The sequence below is a fragment of the Ochrobactrum quorumnocens genome (assembly GCF_002278035.1).
GTDB lineage: Bacteria > Pseudomonadota > Alphaproteobacteria > Rhizobiales > Rhizobiaceae > Brucella > Brucella quorumnocens.
The window spans coordinates 326,377-350,126 of sequence record NZ_CP022603.1; the positions used below are offsets into that span (position 1 = coordinate 326,377).

Consider the following 23,750-nt stretch of genomic DNA (forward strand, 5'->3'; position numbering starts at 1 on the left):
TCAGTGGCAGAGGATATACAGGGAGGAGCAGGACGTGTTCGGTGAAATTAGACGCAACGAGCAGCTACCCGCCCGCATTGCTTCTGAAATTGTGCGCCAGATTACAGAAGGTAGTTTTCTGCCTGGGCATAAATTACCCACCGAGCACAATCTCGCACAAAGCTTTGGCGTCAGCCGTTCCGTTATCCGCGAAGCAATTGCTCAGCTGCGCAATGAGGGGCTGATCGAAACTCGGCAGGGCGTTGGAGCTTTTGTCACCGAGCCAGATCGTCGTCATGCAATCCGCATCGAACCAGAAACACTTGCTGATCGAGATCATTTCCAAAGCCTATTTCAATTGCGTATGGCTCTTGAGATTGAAGCGGCTGGCCTTGCTGCTGTGCATCACACAGCTGAGGATATGTGCAAACTCGATGAAGCGCTGTCAGCGATGAACGGAACAGAAAAATGGACGGATGAGGGAATTTCTGCCGATCTGACATTTCATCGCGCGCTTGCAGCTGCAACGCATAATGAATATTTCCCGCTCGTTTTAGGCTTCATTGCAGAGCGGATAAGTCAGGCAATTCGGGCGGCCCGCGCCCGCGCTGTGCTTGAAGAGATCGTCGAAATCACCATTGCAGAGCATACTGCTATTCGAGACGCGATTGCGCTGCGTGATCCCCTGAAGGCGCGCGAAGTCATGCGGAACCACGTCGTTGGTGCGGCAAGTCGCGTTAATCTTCAGCTCGAAACATTTTAAGGAAAATGAAGTTGCACATTATCGTAATGGGAGTTTCCGGCTCTGGAAAGTCGACTGTTGGAGAGAAGTTGGCCGCAGCGCTTGTTCTGCCTTTTCTAGAGGGCGACAGCCTCCATCCTAAAACCAATGTAGACAAGATGGCCTCCGGCATTCCTTTGCAGGATGAAGATCGCTGGCCGTGGCTCGATACAATTGGAGAAAGACTGGCGAAAGCAGAAAACGGTATCATTGTGTCCTGCTCATCGCTGAAAAAAAGTTATCGTGATCGCTTGCGCAACGCATCAGATGGCCCGCTGTTGTTCGTGTTCCTCGATGGAAGCTTTGATGTTCTGTACGAGCATATGGGCCACCGTACCGGCCATTTTATGCCGGTGACAATGCTTGAAAGTCAGCTTGCGACCTTGGAAAGCCCTGTCGGCGAGCCGTTTGTATTTCGAGCTGATGTGGCTGACCCGATTGAGAAAATAGTTGCCGAAAGTCTCAGCTGGGTCCAGTCGACTGCGCGTGCAGACAATCTACTTTAACGGCCAGAAGAACATCAGCGTCGGTATCGTTACAAGCGCGATGATGATTGAAAGCGGCAGGCCGAGCCGCGGATAATCGCTAAAACGGTAGCCGCCCGGCCCCATCACCAATGTATTACATTGATGGCCGATTGGCGTGAGGAAGTCACAACCTGCGCCGATCGCCACAGCCATCAAAAATGCTTCCGGTCTGAAGCCAAGCCCCGATGCGAAGCTCGTCGCAATCGGTGCCATAACCAGCACGGTTGCTGCATTGTTGAGGAACGGCGTCACCATCATTGCAGTGACAAGAATGAGCGCGAGAGCGCCAGCAGGCGGCAACTGGTGGCCGATGCTGGAAAGCCATTGAGCAATAAGCTCCGTGCCGCCCGTTGTGCGTAACGCATCGGAAACGGGAATGAGAGCGGCAAGCATCACCAGGATGGGCCCGTCAATTTCATCGTAAACTTCGTTGATCGGGATAACTTTAAAGAGCAGCATGGCGACTGCTGCTGCGAAGAACGCAACTGCTACCGGAACTAAGCTGAGTGCCGTGGCACCGATTGCCGCAATCAGTATTGCCAATGGGATCAGACCGCGCCTCACGCTACCCAGCATGAGTTTTCGTCTTGCGAGCGGCAACAGTTCAAACTCTGTAAGAAAGGTGGACAGGCTCGCCTGTCTGCCCTGCAAGACGACCACATCACCAAAGTTAAGGCGCACTTCACTCAGACGCTCCGATATACGCACTCCTGGTCTGCTGACAGCGAGCAGATTGACCTCATGGCGGGCATATAGATCGAGTTGTTGAGCATTTAGGCCGACGAGCCGGGAATTGGTTCCAATAACTGCTTCAACAGCCTCGATCTCGGTCGACCCACTCGTATCGGATGGATTGCGGTTCTTAGACAGGCTGAGCTTTCCTGAGCTAACCACTAGATCGAGCGCCTTGGGATCTCCTTCTAGCAATACAACGTCGTTTTGGAGAAGAACGGTGTCGGGCAGCGGTGTAATGCGGCTCGTCTTCCGAATGATTGACGTCACCATGGCCTCGCCTTCCGCGGGCTTGATGAGGTCGCTGATCCGTTTTCCAATGACGGAGGAATTGGCGGCTACACTTGCTTCTGACGCATAATTCTTGATCTTGATGGCTTCGTCCAGCGAGACGCTTTCGCGTGTGCGCTCGGGTACCAGCCAATAAAAAGTAACGAGATAAATCAACCCAACCGCTGCCAACACAGCGCCAACCGGCGTGAAGTCAAACATGGTGAAAGGCTCGCCCACCATCTCGCCGCGAATACGCGAAACCACGATGTTGGGCGAAGTGCCGACCTGTGTCATCAAGCCGCCAAGAAGCGCACCAAATGCCATCGGCATTAGAAATGTGGATGGCGAAACGTTGGAACGGCGCGCAAACTGAAATGCGACCGGAATCATGATTGCCAGTGCGCCCACATTTTTTACGAATGCGGATAGAACTGTGACGATTGCCACAAGGACAGCAAGTTGCAAACGCACGCTGTTCATTTCTGGAAGAAAACGCTGGACGGCTTCTTGCATGAGGCCGGATCGAGCAACGCCTGCACTAACGATGAGTGCGCTACCAACGATGATAACGATATCGTCGCTGAAACCTGTAAAGGCCTGATCGAAGGGAACGACGCCAACCGCAACAGCCAGCAGTAGTGAGCAAAGAGCCACAATATCGTAGCGAAACTTACCCCAGATAAATGCCCCCATCATGAGAATAATCACGGCAAAGGACAGTATCTGCGGATGGGTCATTCTACGCGCATTCCTCAAAAAGAGAAAAATATTCTACCGTTGTGTAGCGCATAAAAAAGAAAACGAAAACGGCAAATTAATTCGCATTCGTATCTATCGGGCGCTCAAAATCCAGAACGCCCGATATTAACATTAGTTGCCTGTGCGGCGTCCATCGGCATCAAAAATATGGATGTCTTTGGCAAGCGCACCAATCTTGATCTTTTCATCAATCGCGTGCTCTGAACGGCCTGCGACGCGGAAAATCAGCGATTTTCCATCGGCGAGAGAGCTATGAATATAGCTTTCCGCACCGACCAGCTCAATGGCATCAATGCGCACTTCGGTGTTGAACCCATTTGCGTCAGCTTCACCGTTTTCGATGATACGGATGTCTTCAGGGCGTACGCCAAAGGTGTACTTGGTCGAAGGAAGGGGCACAGCATTGCCTGGCTGCCAGACATTGTTGTCACCGCTTTCAAGCAGGTTCATGGAAGGCGAACCGATGAAAGTCGCAACGAAGGTAGAAGCAGGCTTTTCGTAGAGTTCGATTGGGGTGCCAACCTGTTCGATATTACCTGCATTGAGAACGACAAGACGGTCCGCCATGGTCATGGCTTCCATCTGATCATGGGTCACGTAAACGCTTGTCGTTCCAAGCGCGCGCTGCAGCCGCTTGATTTCAACGCGCATCTGCACCCGAAGCTTCGCATCAAGGTTCGACAGTGGTTCATCAAAAAGGAATGCAGCCGGTTCGCGCACGATAGCGCGACCCATAGCGACACGCTGGCGCTGACCACCCGAAAGCTGGCGTGGCTTCCGATCAAGGAAAGGCTCAATTTCGAGCGCCTTTGCCGCTTTGGCGATACGGCGTTCGATTTCGTCCTTCGGTGTTTTACGGTTTTTCAGGCCATAGGCGAGGTTGTCGCGCACGGACATATGCGGGTAGAGCGCATAGTTCTGAAACACCATTGCGATGTCGCGTTCAGCGGGCTCCACATCGTTTACAACGCGGTCGCCAATAGCAATCGTGCCAGAGCTGATGCCTTCAAGCCCTGCAATCATGCGCAGAAGTGTCGACTTACCGCAGCCCGACGGGCCGACGAGGACAACGAATTCACCGTCTTGGATCTCCAGCGAAACGCCTTTGATGACTTCAATGTTGCCGCCATAGCTCTTGCGGACATTATCAAGAATGATCTTGCTCATTATTTTTCCGTTTCAACGAGACCTTTGACGAACCAGCGCTGCATCAATACCACCACAAGGATCGGCGGTATGATAGCCAGAATGGCCGTTACCATGACGTAGTTCCACGGCGTGGAAGCATCAGCGAAATCCACCATGCGGCGCAGACCGATAATGATGGTGTTCATTTTTGCATCATTGGTGACGAGCAGCGGCCACAGATACTGGGTCCAGCCATAAATGAAGAGAATGACGAAGAGGGCAGCGATATTCGTCTTCGACAGCGGCAGCAGAATGTCACGCATGAAGCGAAACGGACCTGCATTGTCAATGCGTGCAGCTTCAACCAGCTCACCTGGAATGGTGAGAAAGAACTGTCGGAACAGGAACGTCGCCGTCGCCGATGCCATAAGCGGTAGCGTGAGGCCCGCATAGGTGTCGATCATGCCGAGGTCAACGATGACCTTATAGGTCGGCAGGATACGCACTTCGACAGGCAGCATCAGCGTGACAAAAATCATCCAAAAGAAGAACATGCGGAACGGAAAGCGAAAGAACACGATCGCAAATGCCGACATGAAAGAAATGATGATCTTACCGACTGCGATCAGCATTGCCACCACGAACGAATTCCACAGAAGTCGCTCGAGACTGACACCAACGACCCGCTCAACGCCACCGAAAATGGCATCGCCATAGTTCTCCATCATGTGTCCACCGGGCACAAGCTGGATTGGCGGGCGAATGATATCGCCAGAGGTCAGCGTCGAAGCGACAAAGGTGTAATAGATCGGAAAGGCTACAACGATGATCCCAATGATCAGGATCAGATGGCCTAACAGATTGGAGACTGGGCGTTTTTCAATCATGGTCGCCTCACTCACGAATAATGCACGCGCTTCTCGATGAAGCGGAACTGGAATGCGGTCAGGGCGATCACGATAATCATCAGAATAACCGACTGCGCCGATGAGGAGCCGAGGTTAAGATTGACGAAGCCGTCGTTATAAACCTTGTAGACCAGGGTTTCAGTAGCTTTGGCAGGGCCGCCACCGGTGACGGCATGAATAATGCCGAATGTGTCGAAGAAGGCATAAACCGTGTTGACCACCAACAGAAAGAATGTGGTTGGTGCCAGAAGCGGGAACACAATTGACCAGAACCGTCGTGCACCGCGCGCGCCGTCAATAGCCGCCGCTTCAATGAGTGATTTCGGAATTGCCTGAAGGCCTGCAACAAAAAACAGGAAGTTGTAGGAAATCTGTTTCCATGCCGCAGCACCCACAATCATGGCCATCGCCTGATTACCATTAAGCAGTGGGTCCCATGCAACTCCGTAGCTGCGCAGCAGATACGCAAGCGTACCCATGGCAGGATTGAACATGAAAAGCCAAAGCATACCAGCAACAGCGGGTGCCACAGCGTAAGGCCAGATCAACAATGTACGATAAAATGTCTTGCCGCGAATGACACGGTCAGCGGCCGTTGCAAGCAACAATGCTGCGCCCATGGCTACAAATGCGGTCAAAAGATTAAAGACAATCGTTACCTTGAAGGAATGCAGATAATTGGGATCAGCCAGAACGGTGGTGAAGTTGGCGAGCCCAACGAATGTAGATTTCAGTCCAAATGCGTCTTCGCGCATGAATGACTGATAAATCGCCTGACTTGCTGGCCAAAAAAAGAAGATCACAGTCAATATGATCTGCGGAGCCAGCAGGAAGTAGGGTAAGATCTTGTTTGGAAACGTGACTTTCTGCACGGGAAGTTTCCTTGCGGATAGCAATGCCGCCAAACCCTTTTAAGGGCAGGCGGCACGCTCTAGTTCATCAGATTATTGTGCTGCTGCAATCGCTTCGTTTGCGCGTTTTACGGCGTTATCAAGCGCAGTCTTTGCATCCTGCTTACCGCCTAGCATGGCTTCGAATTCCTCATTGAGGATATCGCGAACCTGCGGCAGGTTGATGAGACGCACACCCTTGGAGTTTTCCGTTGGTGCTTTGCCCATCATCTGGAGGATGGGTGTTTCACGGCCCGGATTCTTTTCATAGAAATCCGAGTTCTTCGTTGCTTCATAAGCAGCCATCGTCACTGGCAAGTAGCCCGACTTTTCATGCAGCTTCTGCTGAATTTTGGTCTGCGAAAGGAAGTTGAAGAACTGAGCAATGCCCTTGTACTGCTCATCGCTGAGGCCAGCAAAGACCCAGAGGCTGGCACCACCCGGGATAGTGTTCTGCGGGCCATGGCCTTCATAGTAAGGAAGCTGGCCAATGCCGTAGTTCATGCCTGACTTGATGACATCACCGAGGCCGCCCGAAGATTCCGTCAGCATTGCGCATTCGCCCGAGGTGAAGAGCTGTTTGGCTTCAGAAACGCGCCCGCCATAACGGAAAGTGCCGTCTTTGGCCAGATCAGCGATGGCTTGGAAATGCTCAACGAAAAGCGGTTCGTTGATCTTGAGTTCGACGTTGGTGCCGCCGAGGCCGTTTTCATTGGTGCCGTAGGAAACATTGTTCCAGGCAGCAAAGTTTTCAGTCTGAATCCAGGTGAGCCAGGTCGAAGTGAAGCCGCAGGCAGATGCACCGCTCGACTTGATCTTCTTGGCTGCTTCAAAAACTTCCGGCCAGGTCTTTGGTGGGTTGTTTTCGTCAAGGCCAGCTTTTTTGAAAGCGTCCTTGTTGTAATAAAGGATCGGCGAAGACGAATTGTATGGGAAGGACAGCATTGTGCCGTCTGGCTTCGAATAATAGGCAACGATACCCGGCAGGTACTGCGACTTGTCGAACTTGAAGCCGCCCTTTTCGAGCACTTCAGCTGCTGGAACCATCGCGCCTTCGGCGGCCATCATGACGCCGCTACCGGCATCGAAAACTTGAATGATTGCTGGTGGCTGCTTTGAACGGAATGCGGCGATGCCTGCGTTCAACGTTTCAGGATAGCTGCCCTTATAGACCGGAACGATTTTGTATTCGCTCTGGCTTTCATTGAACTCTTTGGAAAGTTCATTGACCATTTCGTTGTTGGCACCGGTCATGCCGTGCCACCAGCTAAGCTCCGTCTGTGCGAAAGCCTGCGAACCAATGGTGAGGGCAAGGGCGCCAGTCAGCGCCGAAGTCGTGATCAGACGGGTAAGCATATTTCCTCCTCGGAAATGAGGTTGCGTGAACATCGAGAGTGGAATCCACCGCTCAGGGTGCCGGAACCTGCATTATTGTTATTACACTTATATGACTGCAATTTCACTGGATCAACTTCTAGATCGCTTTAATAGAATAAAACCGAAAATGTTAATGGTTAAAAGGAAAAAAAACGAAAAAGAATCGATAATATTGGGGAGAAGATGTGGATAGCTTTTCAAGATATCGCTTTAGCATAACAACAACAGCTCTTGGCCCTTTAGCCAACTCACAAACTGTGCCCTCGTCCATTCTTCACTCTGCAGAATTGAAACGACCTTCCTGCTCCCATCAAGAGCGCTATATAAAATTCAGTAAACTCAGGGGCTTGCGTGAGTGCAAGAATCTCAATTATGTGGCTCCCAACCTGTGAGGATTGCTGTTGGTGGCGCTCAATATATAGTCAACCCTTACAACCAGGAACTAGAGTATTCGCATATATGGAGCAGTTTTCTGTTCCGGAAACCGCATGACGGAGTTTTTATGCCCATTCGCACTGACTGGAATGCAGCTTCATTGTCTGCAAAGCTTTATTCCAGAACATGGGGCAAGAACGAACCTGGCGGCGTTATTATCGGGTTTGATCCGCAGGGCGTGAAGTTTGCATATGCCGGTGGCTTGGAAAGTCTCGCGACAGGCGTTCCTTTTACAGCCAACACGGTTGTTCGTTACGCATCCATAACCAAGCATATTTTCTGTGCCATGGTACTGCACCATGCCGATGTGATTAGCCTCAATGATCGGCTTGGAGATCATCTGCCGGAGCTGCAAAGCCCATTAGCTGACGTTTCTGTCGGACGGGCGCTTGATATGACGGCGGGTTTGCCGGATGTGCGCGAGTGCCTGACGCTTTTGGGGCTGTCTGTCTACACGCATACCAATGCGGAAAGCCTTCTAGAATTTCTTTCAACAATCAACCGGCTGAACTTTAACGCCGGTAGCGAAATTTCCTATTCAAATACCGGTTATAGGCTTGTTGAAGCAGCCTTTGAGCGTAAAGGACTATTTTTCAAGGATTTTGTGAAATCCGATATCAGCGATTCCATTGATGTCCCCAATGTTTGGGCCGATCCTGTCAAAGGACTTGCGCCGGGTTATTGGAAGTCTGGAGACAAATGGCAGGAAAGTGCGGCTGGCCTTCAGCTTTCCGCGTCAGGCAGTCTTGCAGGTAGTGGTATGGCGCTGACTAAATGGGCGCAGACTCTCCTGGAAGACCAAGGGTCGTTAAACGAATTGCTTTCGAGACTTTCGATCGAGCGGTTTCTCAACGATGGTCGACCGACCGGCTATGGTCTCGGTTTGCGCTGGAATGAAATTGACGGAAAGCGCTTCATTGGTCATGGCGGATCGCATCCGGGTTACAAAAGCTATTTTATGCTTGATCCGGCTGAGAAAACCGGCATGATAGTTGTTAGTAACCGCGAAGACGCTGACACTTATAAAATCGCGCGTGACTGCATGGCAGCGCTCAACGGGTTGGATCTGCCTGATACCAGCTGCACTATTCCAGACGGATTATACGTAACGGAAGCCGGGCCATTCTGGATCGAGATGCGTGAAGGCGTCGCCAATTACCTTGGTGCTGAAGATCGTCTCTACAATATCGGCGATGATTGGTTCTCGTCGTTGTCACCGTCATCGCCAATGAAGCTGCGTTGGACTGGTGATGCGCTGCAAGGCGAAATCGGCCATGTAGCGCGCGAATTGAAGTCTGTAACCGCTCGCCCCGCAGGCAAAGAGTTTGATGGCCAGTGGGCCGCACGACTTTATGGTGCCTCCTTCACCATCGATAACGGCCATATCATTATGGGAATTGGCCCAACGCGACAGGTCATGCCATTGGAAGACCTCGGAAATGGCCGGGCGTTGTTCACATTGCGCGATGGGCCTTGGCACAAGCGCATCTGTATCCATATGCTCGACAAAGATCGTCTTGAACTGGTTCTTAACCGCAGCCGCATGATTGAATATCAGCGTTGAACAAGCTTCATTGTGTTATTTTCGGAAAATTGATTCCGAAAATGATGTGAATGGAGTGAGCCAATGCTTGAGCAGATGATCGATCAAGGTGCCGGTCGCGAACCCGCCGATATCGTATTGAAAGGCGGCCGCTTCTTCGATCTCGTGACGGGCGAACTCGTTGAAAGCGATATTGCGATTAGCGGTGATCGCATCGTGGGCACCTTTGGCACCTATCGGGGCAAGCAGGAAATCGATATTTCGGGCCGCATCGTCGTGCCGGGTTTCATCGACACGCACCTGCATATTGAATCATCCAATGTGACCCCGCATGAATTTGATCGCTGCGTACTGCCACAAGGTGTCACCACAGTTATTTGCGATCCGCACGAAATCGCCAACGTTCTGGGCGTCGAAGGCCTACAATACTTCCTCGATAGCTCGCTGGAAACGATCATGGATATTCGGGTGCAGCTTTCAAGCTGTGTGCCTGCAACCCATATGGAAACCTCTGGTGCCGAACTTCTGATCGACGATCTGCTGCCTTTTGCCGACCACCCCAAGGTTATTGGGCTTGCTGAGTTCATGAACTTTCCGGGCGTCTTGTCGAAAGACCCTGAATGTATGGCGAAGCTCAAAGCCTTTCAGGGACGCCACATAGATGGTCACGCGCCACTGCTGCGAGGGCTAGATCTGAATGGCTATATCGCAGCCGGTATCCGCACTGAACACGAGGCGACAAGTGCTGAGGAAGCGCTCGAAAAGATGCGCAAGGGTATGCATGTGCTTGTGCGTGAAGGTTCGGTTTCCAAAGACCTGCATGCTTTGATGCCGATTATCACAGAGAGGCACTCGCAGTTTCTGGCGCTTTGCACGGATGACCGCAATCCACTCGATATCGCTGATCAGGGCCATCTTGATTATCTCATCCGCACGGCAATTGCTGGTGGTGTTGAACCGCTTGCTATTTATCGCGCGGCAAGTGTTTCGGCAGCGCGCGCTTTCGGGCTGTTTGATCGCGGACTTGTTGCGCCGGGGCAGCGCGCCGATCTCGTGATCGTCGACACTCTTGAAGGCTGCAATGCTGAAATCGTTCTGTCTGCGGGCAGGGTGGTTTCGGAAGAACTGTTCTCAACGCGTGGATCAGTTGCGGAAGTCGGTCGCAACAGCGTGAAAGCGCCAACTGTTAGTGCATCAAGCTTCAGATCACAATCCAACAGTGGAAAGACGCGTGCAATCGGCATTATTCCGGGCAAGATCATTACCGAAAGCCTCGAGTTTGATCTGAAAGTCGGAGCGCATGGCGTTGAACCAGATCTTGATCGCGACGTTGTCAAAATCGCAGTGGTTGAACGGCATGGAAAGAATGGCAATATCGCTACCGGTTTCGTGCATGGATTTGGCTTGAAAGCAGGTGCGATTGCTTCAACTGTCAGCCATGACAGCCATAATATCTGCGTGGTCGGTGTGTCGGACGAAGATATCGCCGCTGCCGCTAACCGACTTGGTGAAATTGAAGGCGGTTTTGTAGTGGTTCTTGACGGTAAAGTATTGGCTGAAATGCCGCTACCAATCGCTGGGCTGATGAGCATAGAGCCTTATGAAACCGTGCGTGAACAGCTTCGCGAACTGCGACATGCGGCTGAAGAGCTCGGTTCGGTTTTAGAAGAACCATTTTTGCAGCTAGCGTTTGTTGCTCTGCCGGTCATCCCGCATCTGAAGATCACGGATCGCGGGCTTGTCGATGTCGATAAGTTTGAATTCGTCGGCAATTAGTCGGACTAATAAAATTGTCATAAAGGGTTTAAATTAACCTGCTAACGCACTGGCAAAAATTGGATTTTTGACCATGCAATTTTTGAATACCTTTGACCTTTATCCATTCCTTGATACGGCGGTGAGTTTCACCGCCGCCTTTATCTTTGGCACAATGATCGGCGCTGAACGACAGTATCGTCAGCGAACTGCAGGGCTGCGAACCAATGCGCTCGTAGCATTGGGTGCTGCGGCCTTTGTTGATTTGGCTGCGCGTCTCGCAGGCAGCGCGGAATCGCTACGTGTGATCGCCTACGTGGTTTCCGGTGTTGGTTTTCTTGGTGCTGGCGTCATTATGAAGGAGGGCATGAGTGTTCGTGGCCTCAATACGGCGGCCACCCTCTGGTGCTCGGCAGCCGTTGGAGCGTGTGCTGGCACAGATATGCTGGCAGAAGCAGCTTTGCTGACAATCTACGTTTTGCTCGGCAATACGTTGCTGCGGCCGCTTGTTAAGCTCATCAACCGCATTCCCATCAGCGAGCAGGCGCTCGAACAAACCTATGAGGTTCGCGTAATAGTCTCGCATTCAGTTATGGAAGAAATGCGTGAATTGCTGGTTGAAAAACTCGAAGAGGCGAAATATCCCGTTAGCGATATAGAGCTTACAGATCGTAATGCAGAGACTGTTGAGATACTCGCAACGCTTGTCAGTACCTCAATCGATCCAGATGAAATTGACGCCGTCGCGCATTTTATGGAGACACAGAACGGTGTCTTTTATGCTGGCTGGGAAGGCAGTTCTAAGGATTGATTACCGATCAATCCGCGTCGAAAGAATGATTGAAGACATGGTGCGCTCAACACCTTCGAGCGCCCCGATTTTATCGAGTACAATGTCGAGTTCCTGAATTGACGGCGCTTCCACCACAACAATCATATCGAAATGGCCGCTGACAGAATGCAGCGTGCGCACTGCCATGATGCTGCGCAACGCAGTTTCAACCTTTGGTGCAAACTTGGGCAACGCCGTTACCAGCACATGGGCACGAACCAGATCACGTTCGAATTCCGGCGCGATTCGAACGGTATAGCCCTCGATCACACCCCGTTTTTCCAGCTTTTCCAGCCTGCTTTGCACGGTCGTACGTGACACACCGAGCCGCCTTGCGAGGTCTGCAGTGGAGGCGCGGGCGTTTTCACGCAATAGGGCGATAAGGGTAAGGTCTGCATTTGTCGTCATAATGCATATTAGATACGTCATTTTGCACAAACAAACAACGTGAAATCGTCGGTTTAAATGCTTCTTTTCGCCGAAATTTGTGAGATTCTGTATCCATCGTAATTGCATTACCCAACTTATTTGTTGAAGGGGAAAATACATGAAAGAGATCGTTGTTGTAGGCGCGGGCAAAATTGGCGCGACCATTGCCGATCTTCTGGCTTCGACTGGTGATTATGCTGTAACGGTTGTTGACCGCTCGCAGGCACAGCTCGATGCGCTGGACACTGGTGCGGAAGTTAAGACGCAGGCTCTGGACATCGCAGATGCCAAGGCACTTGAAGCAGTTCTGGCGGGCAAATTCGCGGTATTAAGTGCCGCTCCATTCCAGCTGACCACGCTGATTGCTGAAGCTGCAGCCAAGACTGGCGTTCATTACCTCGACCTCACCGAAGACGTTGCCAGCACCAAGCGTGTCATGGAACTGGCACAGGATGCCAAGACTGCTTTCATTCCACAGTGCGGTTTGGCTCCGGGCTTCATCTCGATCGTTGCTTATGACCTCGCAAAGCGCTTCGACACGCTTGAAAACGTGCGTATGCGCGTTGGTGCTCTGCCAGAATTCCCATCGAATGCTCTCAACTACAACCTGACCTGGAGCACCGACGGTCTGATCAATGAATATATCGAACCATGCGAAGCCATCGTAAATGGCAAGCTGACAAAGGTTCCAGCGCTCGAAGAACGCGAAGAATTCTCGCTTGACGGTGTGACCTATGAAGCTTTCAACACGTCGGGCGGCCTTGGCACGCTTTGCGACACGCTTGAAGGCAAGGTACGCACGCTCAACTACCGCACGATCCGTTATCCGGGCCACGTTGCACTCATGAAGGCGTTGCTCAACGATCTCGGTCTTCGTCATCGCCGTGAAGTGCTCAAGGACATTTTCGAAAATGCTCTGCCAAGCACATTGCAGGACGTTATCGTGATCTTCGTAACCGTTTCCGGTACAAAGAACGGCCGTCTGGTTCAGGAAACCTACGCGAACAAGGTTTATGCCAATCAGGTTGGCAAGATCGTCCGCTCGGGCATCCAGATCACCACAGCTTCGGCCATCTGTGCCGTGCTCGACATGCTGGCCAAGGGCGAAATCGCACAGAAGGGTTTCGTTCGTCAGGAAGACATCACACTTGATGCGTTCCTCGCAAACCGCTTCGGCAAAGCCTATGCACAAGACGATCATTCGACGCGTCTCGTTGCCTGAAAGCACCGTTGAGGCCATACGTGACCCGTTGCGTTAAACACGCAGCGGGTCATTTTGCGTTCAGTCAATGACACCAAAGTTGCAGTTGAATTCGTTCTGCTTTGCAGGCAAGCCGGACTGAGAACTTAACAAAGCCCGCGACTAATAACTGGAATAGGGAAGCGATGTTTAAATCAGTTTTGCTGGCCGGTCTGGCCACTGTCGTTTTTGCCATGCCTGTTCAGGCAAAGGAATGGAAAGAAATCCGTATCGCTAGCGAAGGCGCATATCCACCCTTCAACTACATGTCTCCAGACGGCAAGCTGGCTGGCTTCGATATCGACATTGCCAACGCTGTTTGCGAAGCCATGGAAGCCAAATGCGAAATCATTGCAAATGATTGGGACGGCATGATCCCCGGCCTGCAGGCAAACAAGTTTGATGCCGTGATCGCATCCATGGCAATTACGCCAGAGCGCGAACAGCAAGTCGCATTCTCCGAGCGCTATTACACCACACCGCTAGCCGTTGTTGTTCCCAAGGATACCGACATCACATCGCTTGAGCCGTCGGCATTCGACGGCAAGACAGTCGGTGCGCAGGCTGGCACCACGCAGGGCAATTATGCCGATGACGTTTACGGTAAAGCTGGTGCAGATGTGAAGCTTTACCCGACGGCGGACGAAGCCAATGCCGACCTTGAAAGCGGTCGCCTTGATGCGATTGCAGCTGACAAGTTCCTTGCAGCTGATTGGTTGAAGAAACAAGGCGCTGATTGCTGCAAGTTCCTAGGGGATATTCCAGGTTCAGAAACCAAGATTGCGGTAGCTTTGCGCAAGGGTGACGATGATCTGCGGGAACAGTTGAATGCGGCAATCAAAAAAATCCGTGACGACGGCACTTATGAAACGATCCGCAAGAAGTATTTCGACTTCGACATCTATTGATACAAAATAACCGGACGCCTCCAAATGTCTCACTTGAAACATGAGGCGTCCGGTGCTTCATTCAACGAATAAATATGCGGGCGGGAAACCTGCAAAACAGAACCATAACAACGGTCAAGGGGAATATCATGTTGAAATCCATCCTGTTCGCAGGCGTTGCCTCCATTCTTGTTGCGCTTCCAGCGCAGGCCAAGGAGTGGAAAGAAATCAAGATTGCTACGGAAGGTGCATATCCTCCGTTCAATTTCGTCGCGGCTGATGGCTCGTTGCAAGGGCTTGATGTTGAAATCGCCAAGGCGCTCTGCGCGGCAATGGAAGCCAAATGTGAAATCGTTGCCAATGATTGGGACGGCATGATTCCAGGACTACAGGCAAACAAGTTCGATGCAGTCATCGCTTCGATGAGCGTAACCGAAGAGCGCCAGAAGCAGGTGTCTTTCACCGACAAATATTATTCGACACCGCTTTCGGTTGCAGTGCCAAAAGATAGCCCGATCACAGCGCTTGATGCAGAAGCATTCAAGGGTAAATCAATCGGCGCACAAGGATCGACTACGCAGGCGACCTATGCCGAAGACGTCTACGGCAAGGCCGGTGCTGATGTGAAGCTTTACCCGACTGCAGACGAAGCCAATGCCGATCTTAAAAACGGCCGTCTTGATGCAGTCATTTCGGACAAGTTCCCGATTTCCGATTGGATCAAGGGCGATGGTGGTGAGTGCTGCAAATTGATTGGCGATGTGCCGGGTACGCAGACAGACACCGCTATTGCGGTGCGTAAGGACGACAACGATCTGCGTGAGCAGTTCAACGCAGCAATCAAGAAAATCCGTGAGGACGGCACCTACGCAACTGTGGTGAAGAAATATTTCGACTTCGATATTTACTAGAGCGCCGTGCGGCCATAGGGCGCGCAAAGATCGCTCTAACAGTTTAGACTTGCTGCATAATTTTACCTTAACCTGCTTCATGTTTAGGGAATTATGCAGCAATCCAAGATAAGTTACTTGTAAAAAGTTTCACTCTTTGATGTATGCAAGGGCGCGCTGGCAAATCGTCAGCACGCTCTTTCGTTTTATGGGATTGGCGGGAATACCATGCAGCAACAAGATGTCATCGTTCTGGGCGCGGGTATTGTGGGCGTTTCCGCAGCGTTGCATTTACAAGCGCGGGGCCGTTCTGTTGTTCTGGTTGATCGAGGTGAACCGGGGCAGGGCACGAGCTTTGGTAATGCCGGCCTCATCGAACGCTCAAGCGTTATTCCTTATTCATTCCCGCAGGGCTTTGGCGCGCTTTTGCGCTATGGCCTTAATCGCCGTTCAGACGTGCGTTATGATCCGTTTTATGTACCGCGCATTGCACGTTGGTTGTTTCAATATTGGCGTGAATCCTCACCTGAACGGTTGAAGATTGCAACAAACGCGATGCTGCCGCTTATTGAAGCGAGCGTTAGAGAACATGACACGCTGATAGCTCAAGCTGGCTGTGAAAGGCTTGTTCGTTCGCAGGGCTGGATCGAAGTGTTTCGCAATGAACACGCATTTAATGCAGCCGTTCAGCGCCTGCCGCAATTGCAGCCCTATAATCTTGCCTATGATGTCCTTGATTCTGATACTCTGAGGCAGAGGGAAACAACACTTGGCGCGGTTGCTGGCGGCATTCATTGGCTTGATCCGAAGACAATCGTAAACCCGGGCGGCCTTGTGCAAGCCTACGCCGATCTTTTCCGTCAGAACGGTGGAACTCTTTTGCATGGGGACGCAGCCTCGCTTGTTGAAACCGGAAATGGCTGGCAAGTGACGACCGAGCAAGGTCCAATCTCTGCACGCGATGCTGTGGTGGCGCTTGGCCCGCAATCGGGGTTGATTTTCCAGAAGTTCGGTTATGCAATCCCGCTTGGTATCAAGCGTGGTCATCATATGCATTTTGAAATGCAGGATGGTGCGCGGCTCGGTCACACCTTGGTCGATGAGGAAGCGGGTTATGTACTTGCGCCGATGGTGCAGGGCGTACGCCTGTCGACAGGTATCGAGTTTGCTTCGCCCGACACGCCTGCCAACTTTATCCAGCTTAAGCGAGCCGAAAAGGTGGCGCGCCGACTTTTACCACAACTGGGAGAGGCTGTCGAAGCGGAACCATGGCTTGGTTTGCGGCCTTGTTTGCCAGACATGCGCCCAGTGATCGGGCCAGCACCACGCCATAAAGGGCTGTGGTTTGATTTCGGCCATGCCCATCATGGTCTGACGCTTGGACCAGCCAGCGGCCGCTTGTTGGCCGAAATGATGGCGGGCGAGAAGACATTTACGGATCCGACGCCATATTCGGCAAAACGTTTCCTATAAGCGGTTTCAAATCTTAGAGAGCGGTCTTGTCAGCGGCGGTGTCTGGGGGTTATCAATTCGACCTCCGTCCAATCCGCGTTCTGCGGCCAAACCGATCCGGAAAAATCTCGTGAAAATGAAAACTTTGGGCCGCACGGGCCTCAATGTAACTGAAATCTGCCTTGGAACCATGACATGGGGCGTGCAGAATACTGAAAACGACGCCCACGAACAGCTTGATTATGCCATTGATGCCGGTGTTAACTTCATCGACACGGCCGAAGGTTATGCCATTCCGATGAGCTCGGAAAGCTATGGCAAGACTGAATCCTATATTGGCAACTGGTTCAAAAAGTCAGGAAAACGCGACCGCGTCATCCTCGCCAGCAAAATTGCAGGCGGTGGACGTCAGGAATGGATTCGCGGTGGTGCAAAGCCAAGTCGCGCAAGTGTTGCCGAGGCGGTTAATGACAGCCTGACCCGTCTTAAGACGGACTACATCGATCTTTACCAGATCCACTGGCCATCCCGCCCGCACTACCACTTCGGTCAGGGTTGGAGTTTTGATCCATCCAAAGTTGACCCGAAGGCCGAAACCGCGCAGATTCACGATGTTCTTCTCGGTCTCGAAGATGCAGTTCGCGCAGGCAAAATCCGACATGTCGGTCTTTCCAATGAAACAGCCTGGGGCACGATGCAATGGCTGAAAATTGCCGAAGAACACGGGCTGCCGCGTATGGCGTCAATCCAGAATGAATATGGCTTGCTGCAGCGCCAGTTTGATTTCGACCTGGCCGAAGTTTCCATATTCGAAGACGTTGGTTTGCTCGCTTATTCCACACTCGCTGCCGGGGTTCTGACTGGAAAGTATCTTGGCGGAAAGATCCCGGAAGGCTCACGTGCCTCTGTTACTGACGGCGGCCTTTGGCGCGATAACTCCTATTCAGAACCTGCCATTCGCGCTTACATTGATGTTGCGAAGAAGCACGATCTCGATATCGCGCAGATGGCAATCGCCTTTTCGCTGAGACGCCCCTTCATGACCTCGGTCATTATTGGTGCGACATCAGTGGAGCAGCTCAAGACAGATATCGCTGCAAGCGAAGTAAATCTTTCAGACGATGTTCTGGTAGATATTGAAAAAGTCTATCGTACCTATCCACGTCCACTTTAATTATAGAAGGCCAGCCACATATATGGTGGCTGGCCTAACCTTTAAGATAAATCTCGTGTTTTACATGCCACTCATCAATTGGCGTGTCGCTTGATGAACTCACAATAACAAGACGGTCAAATCGCAGCTTTCGCCCTGAAAGCTTATTGGCGAGGCGTTGCATTTCGGTCTGTTTGAGCGTTGAATCGTCAACACCATAGGCCAGCGAGACATGCGGCATGAAGCTTTGCAAGCTGGCTTCACTGGATATCTCAAGAGAGTCTTGCTTAAGCCGCATCAGGGGCGGTGCTTTCTCAAGCCTCGCATAGAATGAGCGAAAATAGGCTTCGCTTCCGGTCACATCTTCAATCAACAGCTCAAGCGGCCTGCGTCCGATCGCAAGGCTGATCACTTTTGGCAGAAGCTCTTCTGCTGAATAGCTCATGTCAGGGACAAGCGTTGCATGTGGTTCGAATACTGTTGAATTGAAACGCTGGCTTAAATCCCGGACAATTTCTTCAAGAAACTTAAGATCGTCCTGTGCGGGGCGGAGCCATATGGAATAGTCAGACATTCAGGATTTGCTTCCGTTAGCAGCATTATCAGCTTTGAGTGGCCGCACGCTTCCCCGCAGGATCAACGGCGTATCAATCATCACCATTTGAGGCGGTGCGTTGGGTGCACTCTGCCGTTCGTCGAGCAGGCGAATAATCTCGGCTGACAAACGCTCGGCATTCTGGTCGAAAGTTGTGAGCCTGTAGGCACCCCAGCGCGCTTCAGTGACATTGTCGAAGCCAATCACCGAAAGATCATCTGGTATCGAGAGATTGAAGACATCACGGGCGCAATCAATCAGACCGAAAGCCATCAAGTCGTTCACACAGAACACAGCTTCAACCCGGTCACGCTCGCTCAAAAGCAAGGATGCTGCGGCAAAGCCACCGTCGTAGTCTGTCAGTTCGCCACGCTGAACACTGACCTTGAGACCAATGCTTTCGGCACGTGTGATGTAAGCTTCTTCGCGTTCCAACAAATTGGGACTACGGACATTGGACGTGACCAGCCCCAATCGTTTCATGCCACGTGCTGCAAATACGTCAACCGCTGTTTCTGCAGCCTGTCGGTTATTGATACGGATATGATCGGGGCCATCCTCGTTACGACCAACGACAATTAATGTATGTCCATTGCGTTGCGCGAGTTCGACAAACGATGACGACGGCATGCCGGACAGAACGACAGTTGCTTCAGCTCGATAGCGGAGAAGCGTCTGGTGCGCCGCGGACAGATTTTCACCATGTTGTCCGGTTGGAATCAGTACGGGAACGCTGCCACGCGCGGTCAACCTGCGTGAAAGCGCTGCAATCTGGCGCGAACGGAACGGACTGGCTGGATCAGCAGCGATCATGCCAACAATTCGGCTGCGCTTGGCCAACAAGCCACGTGCAAGATCATTGACCTGATAGCCGAGCTTTTCGGCTGCTTTCAGCACCTTTTCACGCGTGGAAGGCGACACACTGGCACCCGGCGTAAACGTTCGAGACACGGCAGAGCGAGATACACCGGCTTCTACCGCGACCTCATGCGCGCTGATAAAACGGGGCAGATTTTCTGAAAGCTCATCATGACCGCGATCACTATCTGCCATTGCTATCGACCCACTTTGGAAAGCACATCGGCTCTCAGGAAACGCTCAACCACAAACATGAAGGCAATTGAAGGCACCAGCAGGATCAATGCGCTGATCGATGCGATCTGATAATTGCCACCCGAGCTTGCTGTATAGAGCATGAGCGGTAATGTTGTAATGTCGGGTGCGCCCACAAAATATGTCCCGGTGAATTCATCAAGTGATTCAAGGAACACAAAGATTGCGCTGGCGAGCAGGCCAGGCGCTGCAATCGGTAATGTGATGTGGAAGAAAGTCTTCATGGCTGATGCGCCCATGGAGCGCGCTGCCTCTTCCAGCTCTCGATCAATCGCTGAGAACGCAGCGGTCGCGATCCACACGGCATAAACCAGACCATGCGTCACATGCACCAGCACAACGCCGGTAATCGTTCCATTCAGACGCAGCGAATAGAACATCTGCGCGATGTTGACGTAAATCGGCAAGTTTGGAAAGGCTTGCGGGATCAAGAGGATCAGCAACACTAGCCCGCGAAACGGTAGTTTCAATCGTGCCAGCGCATAGCCAGCCGGAATAGCAAGGCCGAGCGAGACGACGACTGTCAGGCTTGCAATAACCACGCTGGTCCCGAGCGATGAAAGCGCATTGCCCCGCGCCGAAAACACATTCGCCCAGAAGGAAAAGCCGTACTGAATAGGCAGCGTATGCGGGAAATACCAGCGTTCAGCGACAGCCCAAAGAAGCAGATTGGCCAACGGTCCGAAGATGGCGAAGGCCAGCAGGCCAAGCACGATGCCGCGTGGTATCCAACGCCAGTCAAATGCAGTGCTCATCAGCCGTGCTCCTTCATGGTTTGTCTAAGATAAATCCACGCGACCAGACTGGTCATCAGGAGCGAGATAGTGCCGAGCGCATTGGCAACGCCATAATCGCCATAGGCATTGATGCGGAAAGCCATATTGGCGGTGATCATCGTTGGAGATTGGGCATTGATCATAAGCGGAACGGAAAGCACCGACATCATGGTGACGAAACTGAGGATCAAGCCCACCAGCAGTGTCGGGCGCACTTGGGGCAGCACGATTTCGATCAGAATGCGCAGGCGTCCTGCGCCAAGATTACGTGCCGATTCAATGGTGCTGCGATCAATCGATGCCATTGCGCCAGCCAGTAGCAAAGTGACAAATGGCGTCTGCTTCCAGACAAATGCGATCACGATGCCGCGCCAGTCGAGAAAGCTCATGGCTTGGAGTGGTGTCAGAACACCGCTTTCGATCAGCAGGCTATTCATCAGACCATTTTTGGCGAGAAATGTGCGCAATATCTGGCCGACGACGATGAAGGGAATGAACAGTGGCCAACGATAAAGCCAGCGCAGAACGGTTACGGCGCGCTGATTGGATCCAAGGGTCAAATATCCGCCAATAGCAATCGCAAAAAGCGCGATCAGCGCTGAGGAGAGGGTGACAATCACAACGGTAAACAGCATATCGCTTGAATAAAGCTCAAATGCCTTTGTGAAGTTGCCGAAGCCCCAGTTTTCACCAACATGAAATGCGCCGCTTATCGAACCAAATAGCGGTACGATGAACAGAAACAGCACGATGGCCAGCGCTGGAGCGACCAGCAGAAAACCCGTCATTCTCTGCGACATGAATATTCCCCGAATTTTTGAATTATCGACCGGATGCGTGTTTAACGCCCCCGGTCTAGGCCTTTATCAGTTGCCAACCTGACGTTCGTAAGCTTCCAGTATCGCAGTGTTGTATGGGGCGATCGGGAAAGGCTTGCCGTAATTGGCCAGATCTTCAGGCGAAATGTCGGTGAAAAGCTTGTTCCACGTATCGGCATCAAGCTCCGCCTTGACGTGATCTGCATCAATGCCCGGATACCAGTTGAAACGTTTTACAATGCCTTCAGCCTGAACTTTCGGGCTGGTTGCCAGTGCCACGAACTTCTCAGCAAGTTCCTTGTTGGCGCTCTTTTCAGGGATCACGTAATGCATCGGCTGGCCAGGCATGCCAGGCGAAGGCAGAACGAGCTTCATTTCTGGTGGAAGCTGACCATTGGCTTTCCAAGAATAGAACATGTCCACCCAGACTGGACCCATAGCGATTTCCCCACGGCTCAGCATGTCGAGCGTGCCTGCATTGCCGGGCGTCAGCGTTGCATCGGTGGTGAAATCCTTGAGTGAGGCAAAAGCCTTGTCCCAGTTTTTGGCTTCGCCTTCTTCAAACGGGCCTTTCATGAGTTTGTCGGCATCGCCGCCATAGGCATAAATCCAGCCCATCACAAAGCTTACACCGGAAGCGCCGCCCTTGATGCCATTATAGCCGAATTGCTTCGGGTTTTCCTTGGCCCATGTAACCAGCTCGTCATAGCTCTTTGGTGGATTGGCAACGAGCGCAGGATTATACGCAAGGGCAGTCTGGCTGTTGAACATTGGCATGACATAGCCATCAACATCGGTACCAAGCGCCATTTTGGCGTTGCCACGCGTTACGAGCTTGCCGCTGTCGATCTTGCTGCGGTAGTTTTCTAGAAATTTCTTTTCGACCATTGGGCCAGCAAACTTCTCATGGACGACGGCGACATCCGCGTCCCACTTTTCAACCCCAGCCTTGGACTGTGCTTCAAAGCGCTCGAGAATCTTCTGTGAACCCGCATCGCCGGGGCCGGTGCCAACAACGCGAACCGTCGTGCCGGGATTTTCCTTCTCGAACAATGGGCCGAGATACTCGTTCACATAGTCAACCATGTTCTGGTCGCCTGCGGTTAGCACGGTCAGTTCATCGGCTGCGGCGGGTGATGCCGTCAGACCAAGGACGAGAGCTGTTTTCAGAATCGTCTTCATCGAATAATTCCTGCTTTTTTGATCCGCATAGCGGAAGATTTCGACGGTTGGATATTGGATATCCGGTGAGGTATGATCGGGAATTTTGTGCGGCTGCGGACGATTGACGGCCCGCAATCCTGTGGTGAGCAGTTGACACTGCTAAGATCGCCTTTCGAGTCAGTCCTTGGAGTGGTGCACACCTGTGCAATGCTCTAGAGCCTACAGTTTGGTCGATCAAATCACTTGTCGAACAAAAATAAAGCCTGTTCGGGAATGCGAATTTCTACCTGTGAACCGGGCTGGTGACTTTCCGCTGAATCGACCAGCAGGTGTCTGCCGCCTGCGCTCACCATGTGCCGCCAAAGACCACCAGGATAGCTGGTCTGGTCGACCGTTCCGGACAGAATGAGTTCCGGCGTTGTGGCGGAGTTGGGCGATCCCGGCACTGCGAGCTTTGCTGCTTCACTGCGAAAACGTGCTGCCGCTATCCCATCCGACAAATTACGGCGGCCTGCCGGAATTGTACTCGCCTTGTTATGTGGTCCGGCAGCAATCTCGATACGGTCAGCTTTGACTGTAACAGGCAGCTCAATGAGGTTTTCAGCCCCCATGAAAGCGGCAACAAAATCGGAAGCCGGATGATTATAGACTTCTTCCGGTGCCCCGGCTTGCGCCACTTCGCCATTGTTTAGGATCACGATGCGATCTGCCATAACCATTGCTTCTTCGCGGTCATGGGTCACGTGAACCGCCGTAATACCCAGACGACGCTGCAAGGCGCTGATTTCATGACGAACCGACAGGCGGATGCGCGCATCCAAATTAGAGAGCGGTTCATCGAGCAGCAGAATATCAGGTTCAATAGCCAATGCCCGGCCCAGTGCAACACGTTGGCGCTGACCGCCGGAAAGTGCGGCAGGCTTGCGATCGAGAAGAGCATCAAGTCCCAAAAGGCGCGCTACTTCCTGAACTTTTTGACGAACTTTGTCCTTTGACGTTCCACGAATTCGCAGACCGTATCCGATATTCTGCGCCACCGTCATATGTGGCCAGAGCGCATAGGATTGAAAAACCAAAGCCATGCCGCGCTTGTCTGGCGGAAGGCGAGTGACCTCCTTACCGCCGACGCGGATCGCTCCATCGCTCGGCGTGTTGAAGCCGGCAATCGCACGCAGCAAGGTTGTCTTTCCACATCCCGACGAGCCAAGCAGCGCTACGAATTCACCTTTCTTGACCGAAAGGTCTACACCTTTAAGAATCTCATTATTGCCATAACGGACGCGTGCATCCGCTACCTCCAAAAACGCAGGCATT

The 23,750-nt window shown here is 52.2% G+C and carries 21 protein-coding genes and 1 pseudogene; 10 read left to right on the forward strand and 12 right to left on the reverse strand.

Features of this window, described 5'->3' with window-relative positions:
* Positions 1-34 precede the first annotated feature (34 nt).
* Both CES85_RS01665 and CES85_RS01670 read left to right on the forward strand, forming a co-directional pair.
* Positions 35-742: a FadR/GntR family transcriptional regulator gene (locus CES85_RS01665; RefSeq protein WP_095444344.1), complete on the forward strand. Its 708-nt coding sequence runs from the start codon at positions 35-37 to the stop codon at positions 740-742.
* A gap of 5 nt (positions 743-747) precedes the next feature.
* The gene (locus CES85_RS01670; protein WP_095444345.1) at positions 748-1,266 is read left to right on the forward strand and encodes a gluconokinase; all 519 of its coding nucleotides are present in this window, start codon (positions 748-750) and stop codon (positions 1,264-1,266) included.
* Here CES85_RS01670 and CES85_RS01675 read toward each other — a convergent pair.
* The 5 genes from CES85_RS01675 to ugpB form a co-directional block, all read right to left on the reverse strand.
* Complete coding sequence (locus tag CES85_RS01675; RefSeq protein ID WP_095444346.1) at positions 1,258-3,030, reverse strand: SLC13 family permease; 1,773 nt, start codon at positions 3,028-3,030, stop codon at positions 1,258-1,260. The genes CES85_RS01670 and CES85_RS01675 overlap by 9 nt on opposite strands.
* 132 nt (positions 3,031-3,162) lie before the next feature.
* Positions 3,163-4,218, reverse strand: a complete 1,056-nt coding sequence (locus CES85_RS01680) for a sn-glycerol-3-phosphate import ATP-binding protein UgpC (protein ID WP_095444347.1) — start codon at positions 4,216-4,218, stop codon at positions 3,163-3,165.
* Positions 4,218-5,066, reverse strand: a complete 849-nt coding sequence (gene ugpE / locus CES85_RS01685; protein ID WP_094574358.1) for a sn-glycerol-3-phosphate ABC transporter permease UgpE — start codon at positions 5,064-5,066, stop codon at positions 4,218-4,220. Before ugpE ends, CES85_RS01680 begins: the two co-directional genes overlap by 1 nt.
* An 11-nt stretch (positions 5,067-5,077) precedes the next feature.
* Complete coding sequence (gene ugpA, locus CES85_RS01690; protein WP_095444348.1) at positions 5,078-5,959, reverse strand: sn-glycerol-3-phosphate ABC transporter permease UgpA; 882 nt, start codon at positions 5,957-5,959, stop codon at positions 5,078-5,080.
* Between the two features lie 72 nt (positions 5,960-6,031).
* Positions 6,032-7,333: a sn-glycerol-3-phosphate ABC transporter substrate-binding protein UgpB gene (ugpB, locus tag CES85_RS01695; RefSeq protein ID WP_167388238.1), complete on the reverse strand. Its 1,302-nt coding sequence runs from the start codon at positions 7,331-7,333 to the stop codon at positions 6,032-6,034.
* Positions 7,334-7,856: 523 nt separating this feature from the next.
* On the opposite strand from ugpB, the gene CES85_RS01700 reads away from it, so the two are divergent.
* The 3 genes and pseudogenes from CES85_RS01700 to CES85_RS01710 all read left to right on the forward strand — a co-directional run bounded on the left by CES85_RS01700 (position 7,857) and on the right by CES85_RS01710 (position 11,898).
* Positions 7,857-9,353 (forward strand): serine hydrolase domain-containing protein, encoded by a 1,497-nt coding sequence (locus CES85_RS01700; protein WP_095444349.1) that lies wholly within the window; start codon positions 7,857-7,859, stop codon positions 9,351-9,353.
* Between the two features lie 41 nt (positions 9,354-9,394).
* Positions 9,395-11,108, forward strand: a pseudogene (gene ade / locus CES85_RS01705) (adenine deaminase).
* Between the two features lie 73 nt (positions 11,109-11,181).
* The gene (locus tag CES85_RS01710) at positions 11,182-11,898 is read left to right on the forward strand and encodes an MgtC/SapB family protein (RefSeq protein ID WP_095444351.1); all 717 of its coding nucleotides are present in this window, start codon (positions 11,182-11,184) and stop codon (positions 11,896-11,898) included.
* Here the strand turns inward: CES85_RS01710 and CES85_RS01715 are convergent, their stop codons facing one another.
* On the reverse strand, positions 11,899-12,327 hold the full coding sequence (locus CES85_RS01715; RefSeq protein ID WP_039860826.1) for an Lrp/AsnC family transcriptional regulator: 429 nt from the start codon (positions 12,325-12,327) through the stop codon (positions 11,899-11,901). It lies immediately after the preceding gene.
* A 139-nt stretch (positions 12,328-12,466) separates the two neighbouring features.
* Here CES85_RS01715 and CES85_RS01720 point away from each other — a divergent pair, with 139 nt between their 5' ends.
* The 5 genes from CES85_RS01720 (at position 12,467) to CES85_RS01740 (ending at position 17,991) form a co-directional block, all read left to right on the forward strand.
* Positions 12,467-13,570, forward strand: coding sequence for a saccharopine dehydrogenase family protein (locus CES85_RS01720; RefSeq protein WP_095444352.1), 1,104 nt, complete (start codon positions 12,467-12,469; stop codon positions 13,568-13,570).
* Positions 13,571-13,734: 164 nt separating this feature from the next.
* Positions 13,735-14,496, forward strand: coding sequence for an ABC transporter substrate-binding protein (locus tag CES85_RS01725; protein WP_095444353.1), 762 nt, complete (start codon positions 13,735-13,737; stop codon positions 14,494-14,496).
* Between the two features lie 128 nt (positions 14,497-14,624).
* Positions 14,625-15,386 (forward strand): ABC transporter substrate-binding protein, encoded by a 762-nt coding sequence (locus CES85_RS01730; protein WP_095444354.1) that lies wholly within the window; start codon positions 14,625-14,627, stop codon positions 15,384-15,386.
* Positions 15,387-15,593: 207 nt separating this feature from the next.
* On the forward strand, positions 15,594-16,838 hold the full coding sequence (locus tag CES85_RS01735) for an NAD(P)/FAD-dependent oxidoreductase (RefSeq protein WP_095444355.1): 1,245 nt from the start codon (positions 15,594-15,596) through the stop codon (positions 16,836-16,838).
* Positions 16,839-16,953: 115 nt separating this feature from the next.
* Positions 16,954-17,991 carry an aldo/keto reductase gene (locus CES85_RS01740; protein ID WP_095444356.1) on the forward strand — a complete coding sequence of 346 codons (1,038 nt, stop codon included), beginning with the start codon at positions 16,954-16,956 and terminating at the stop codon, positions 17,989-17,991.
* Positions 17,992-18,025: 34 nt separating this feature from the next.
* Here the strand turns inward: CES85_RS01740 and CES85_RS01745 are convergent, their stop codons facing one another.
* From CES85_RS01745 to CES85_RS01770, 6 genes are all read right to left on the reverse strand, one after another.
* The gene (locus CES85_RS01745) at positions 18,026-18,544 is read right to left on the reverse strand and encodes a haloacid dehalogenase (RefSeq protein ID WP_095444357.1); all 519 of its coding nucleotides are present in this window, start codon (positions 18,542-18,544) and stop codon (positions 18,026-18,028) included.
* Complete coding sequence (locus CES85_RS01750) at positions 18,545-19,618, reverse strand: LacI family DNA-binding transcriptional regulator (RefSeq protein WP_095444358.1); 1,074 nt, start codon at positions 19,616-19,618, stop codon at positions 18,545-18,547. It abuts the gene before it with no gap.
* A gap of 2 nt (positions 19,619-19,620) precedes the next feature.
* Positions 19,621-20,433, reverse strand: coding sequence for an ABC transporter permease (locus CES85_RS01755; protein ID WP_095444359.1), 813 nt, complete (start codon positions 20,431-20,433; stop codon positions 19,621-19,623).
* The gene (locus CES85_RS01760) at positions 20,433-21,254 is read right to left on the reverse strand and encodes an ABC transporter permease (protein ID WP_095444360.1); all 822 of its coding nucleotides are present in this window, start codon (positions 21,252-21,254) and stop codon (positions 20,433-20,435) included. Before CES85_RS01760 ends, CES85_RS01755 begins: the two co-directional genes overlap by 1 nt.
* 66 nt (positions 21,255-21,320) lie before the next feature.
* On the reverse strand, positions 21,321-22,454 hold the full coding sequence (locus tag CES85_RS01765; protein ID WP_095445653.1) for an ABC transporter substrate-binding protein: 1,134 nt from the start codon (positions 22,452-22,454) through the stop codon (positions 21,321-21,323).
* Positions 22,455-22,675: 221 nt separating this feature from the next.
* The gene (locus tag CES85_RS01770; protein ID WP_095444361.1) at positions 22,676-23,749 is read right to left on the reverse strand and encodes an ABC transporter ATP-binding protein; all 1,074 of its coding nucleotides are present in this window, start codon (positions 23,747-23,749) and stop codon (positions 22,676-22,678) included.
* Position 23,750: the final 1 nt, after the last annotated feature.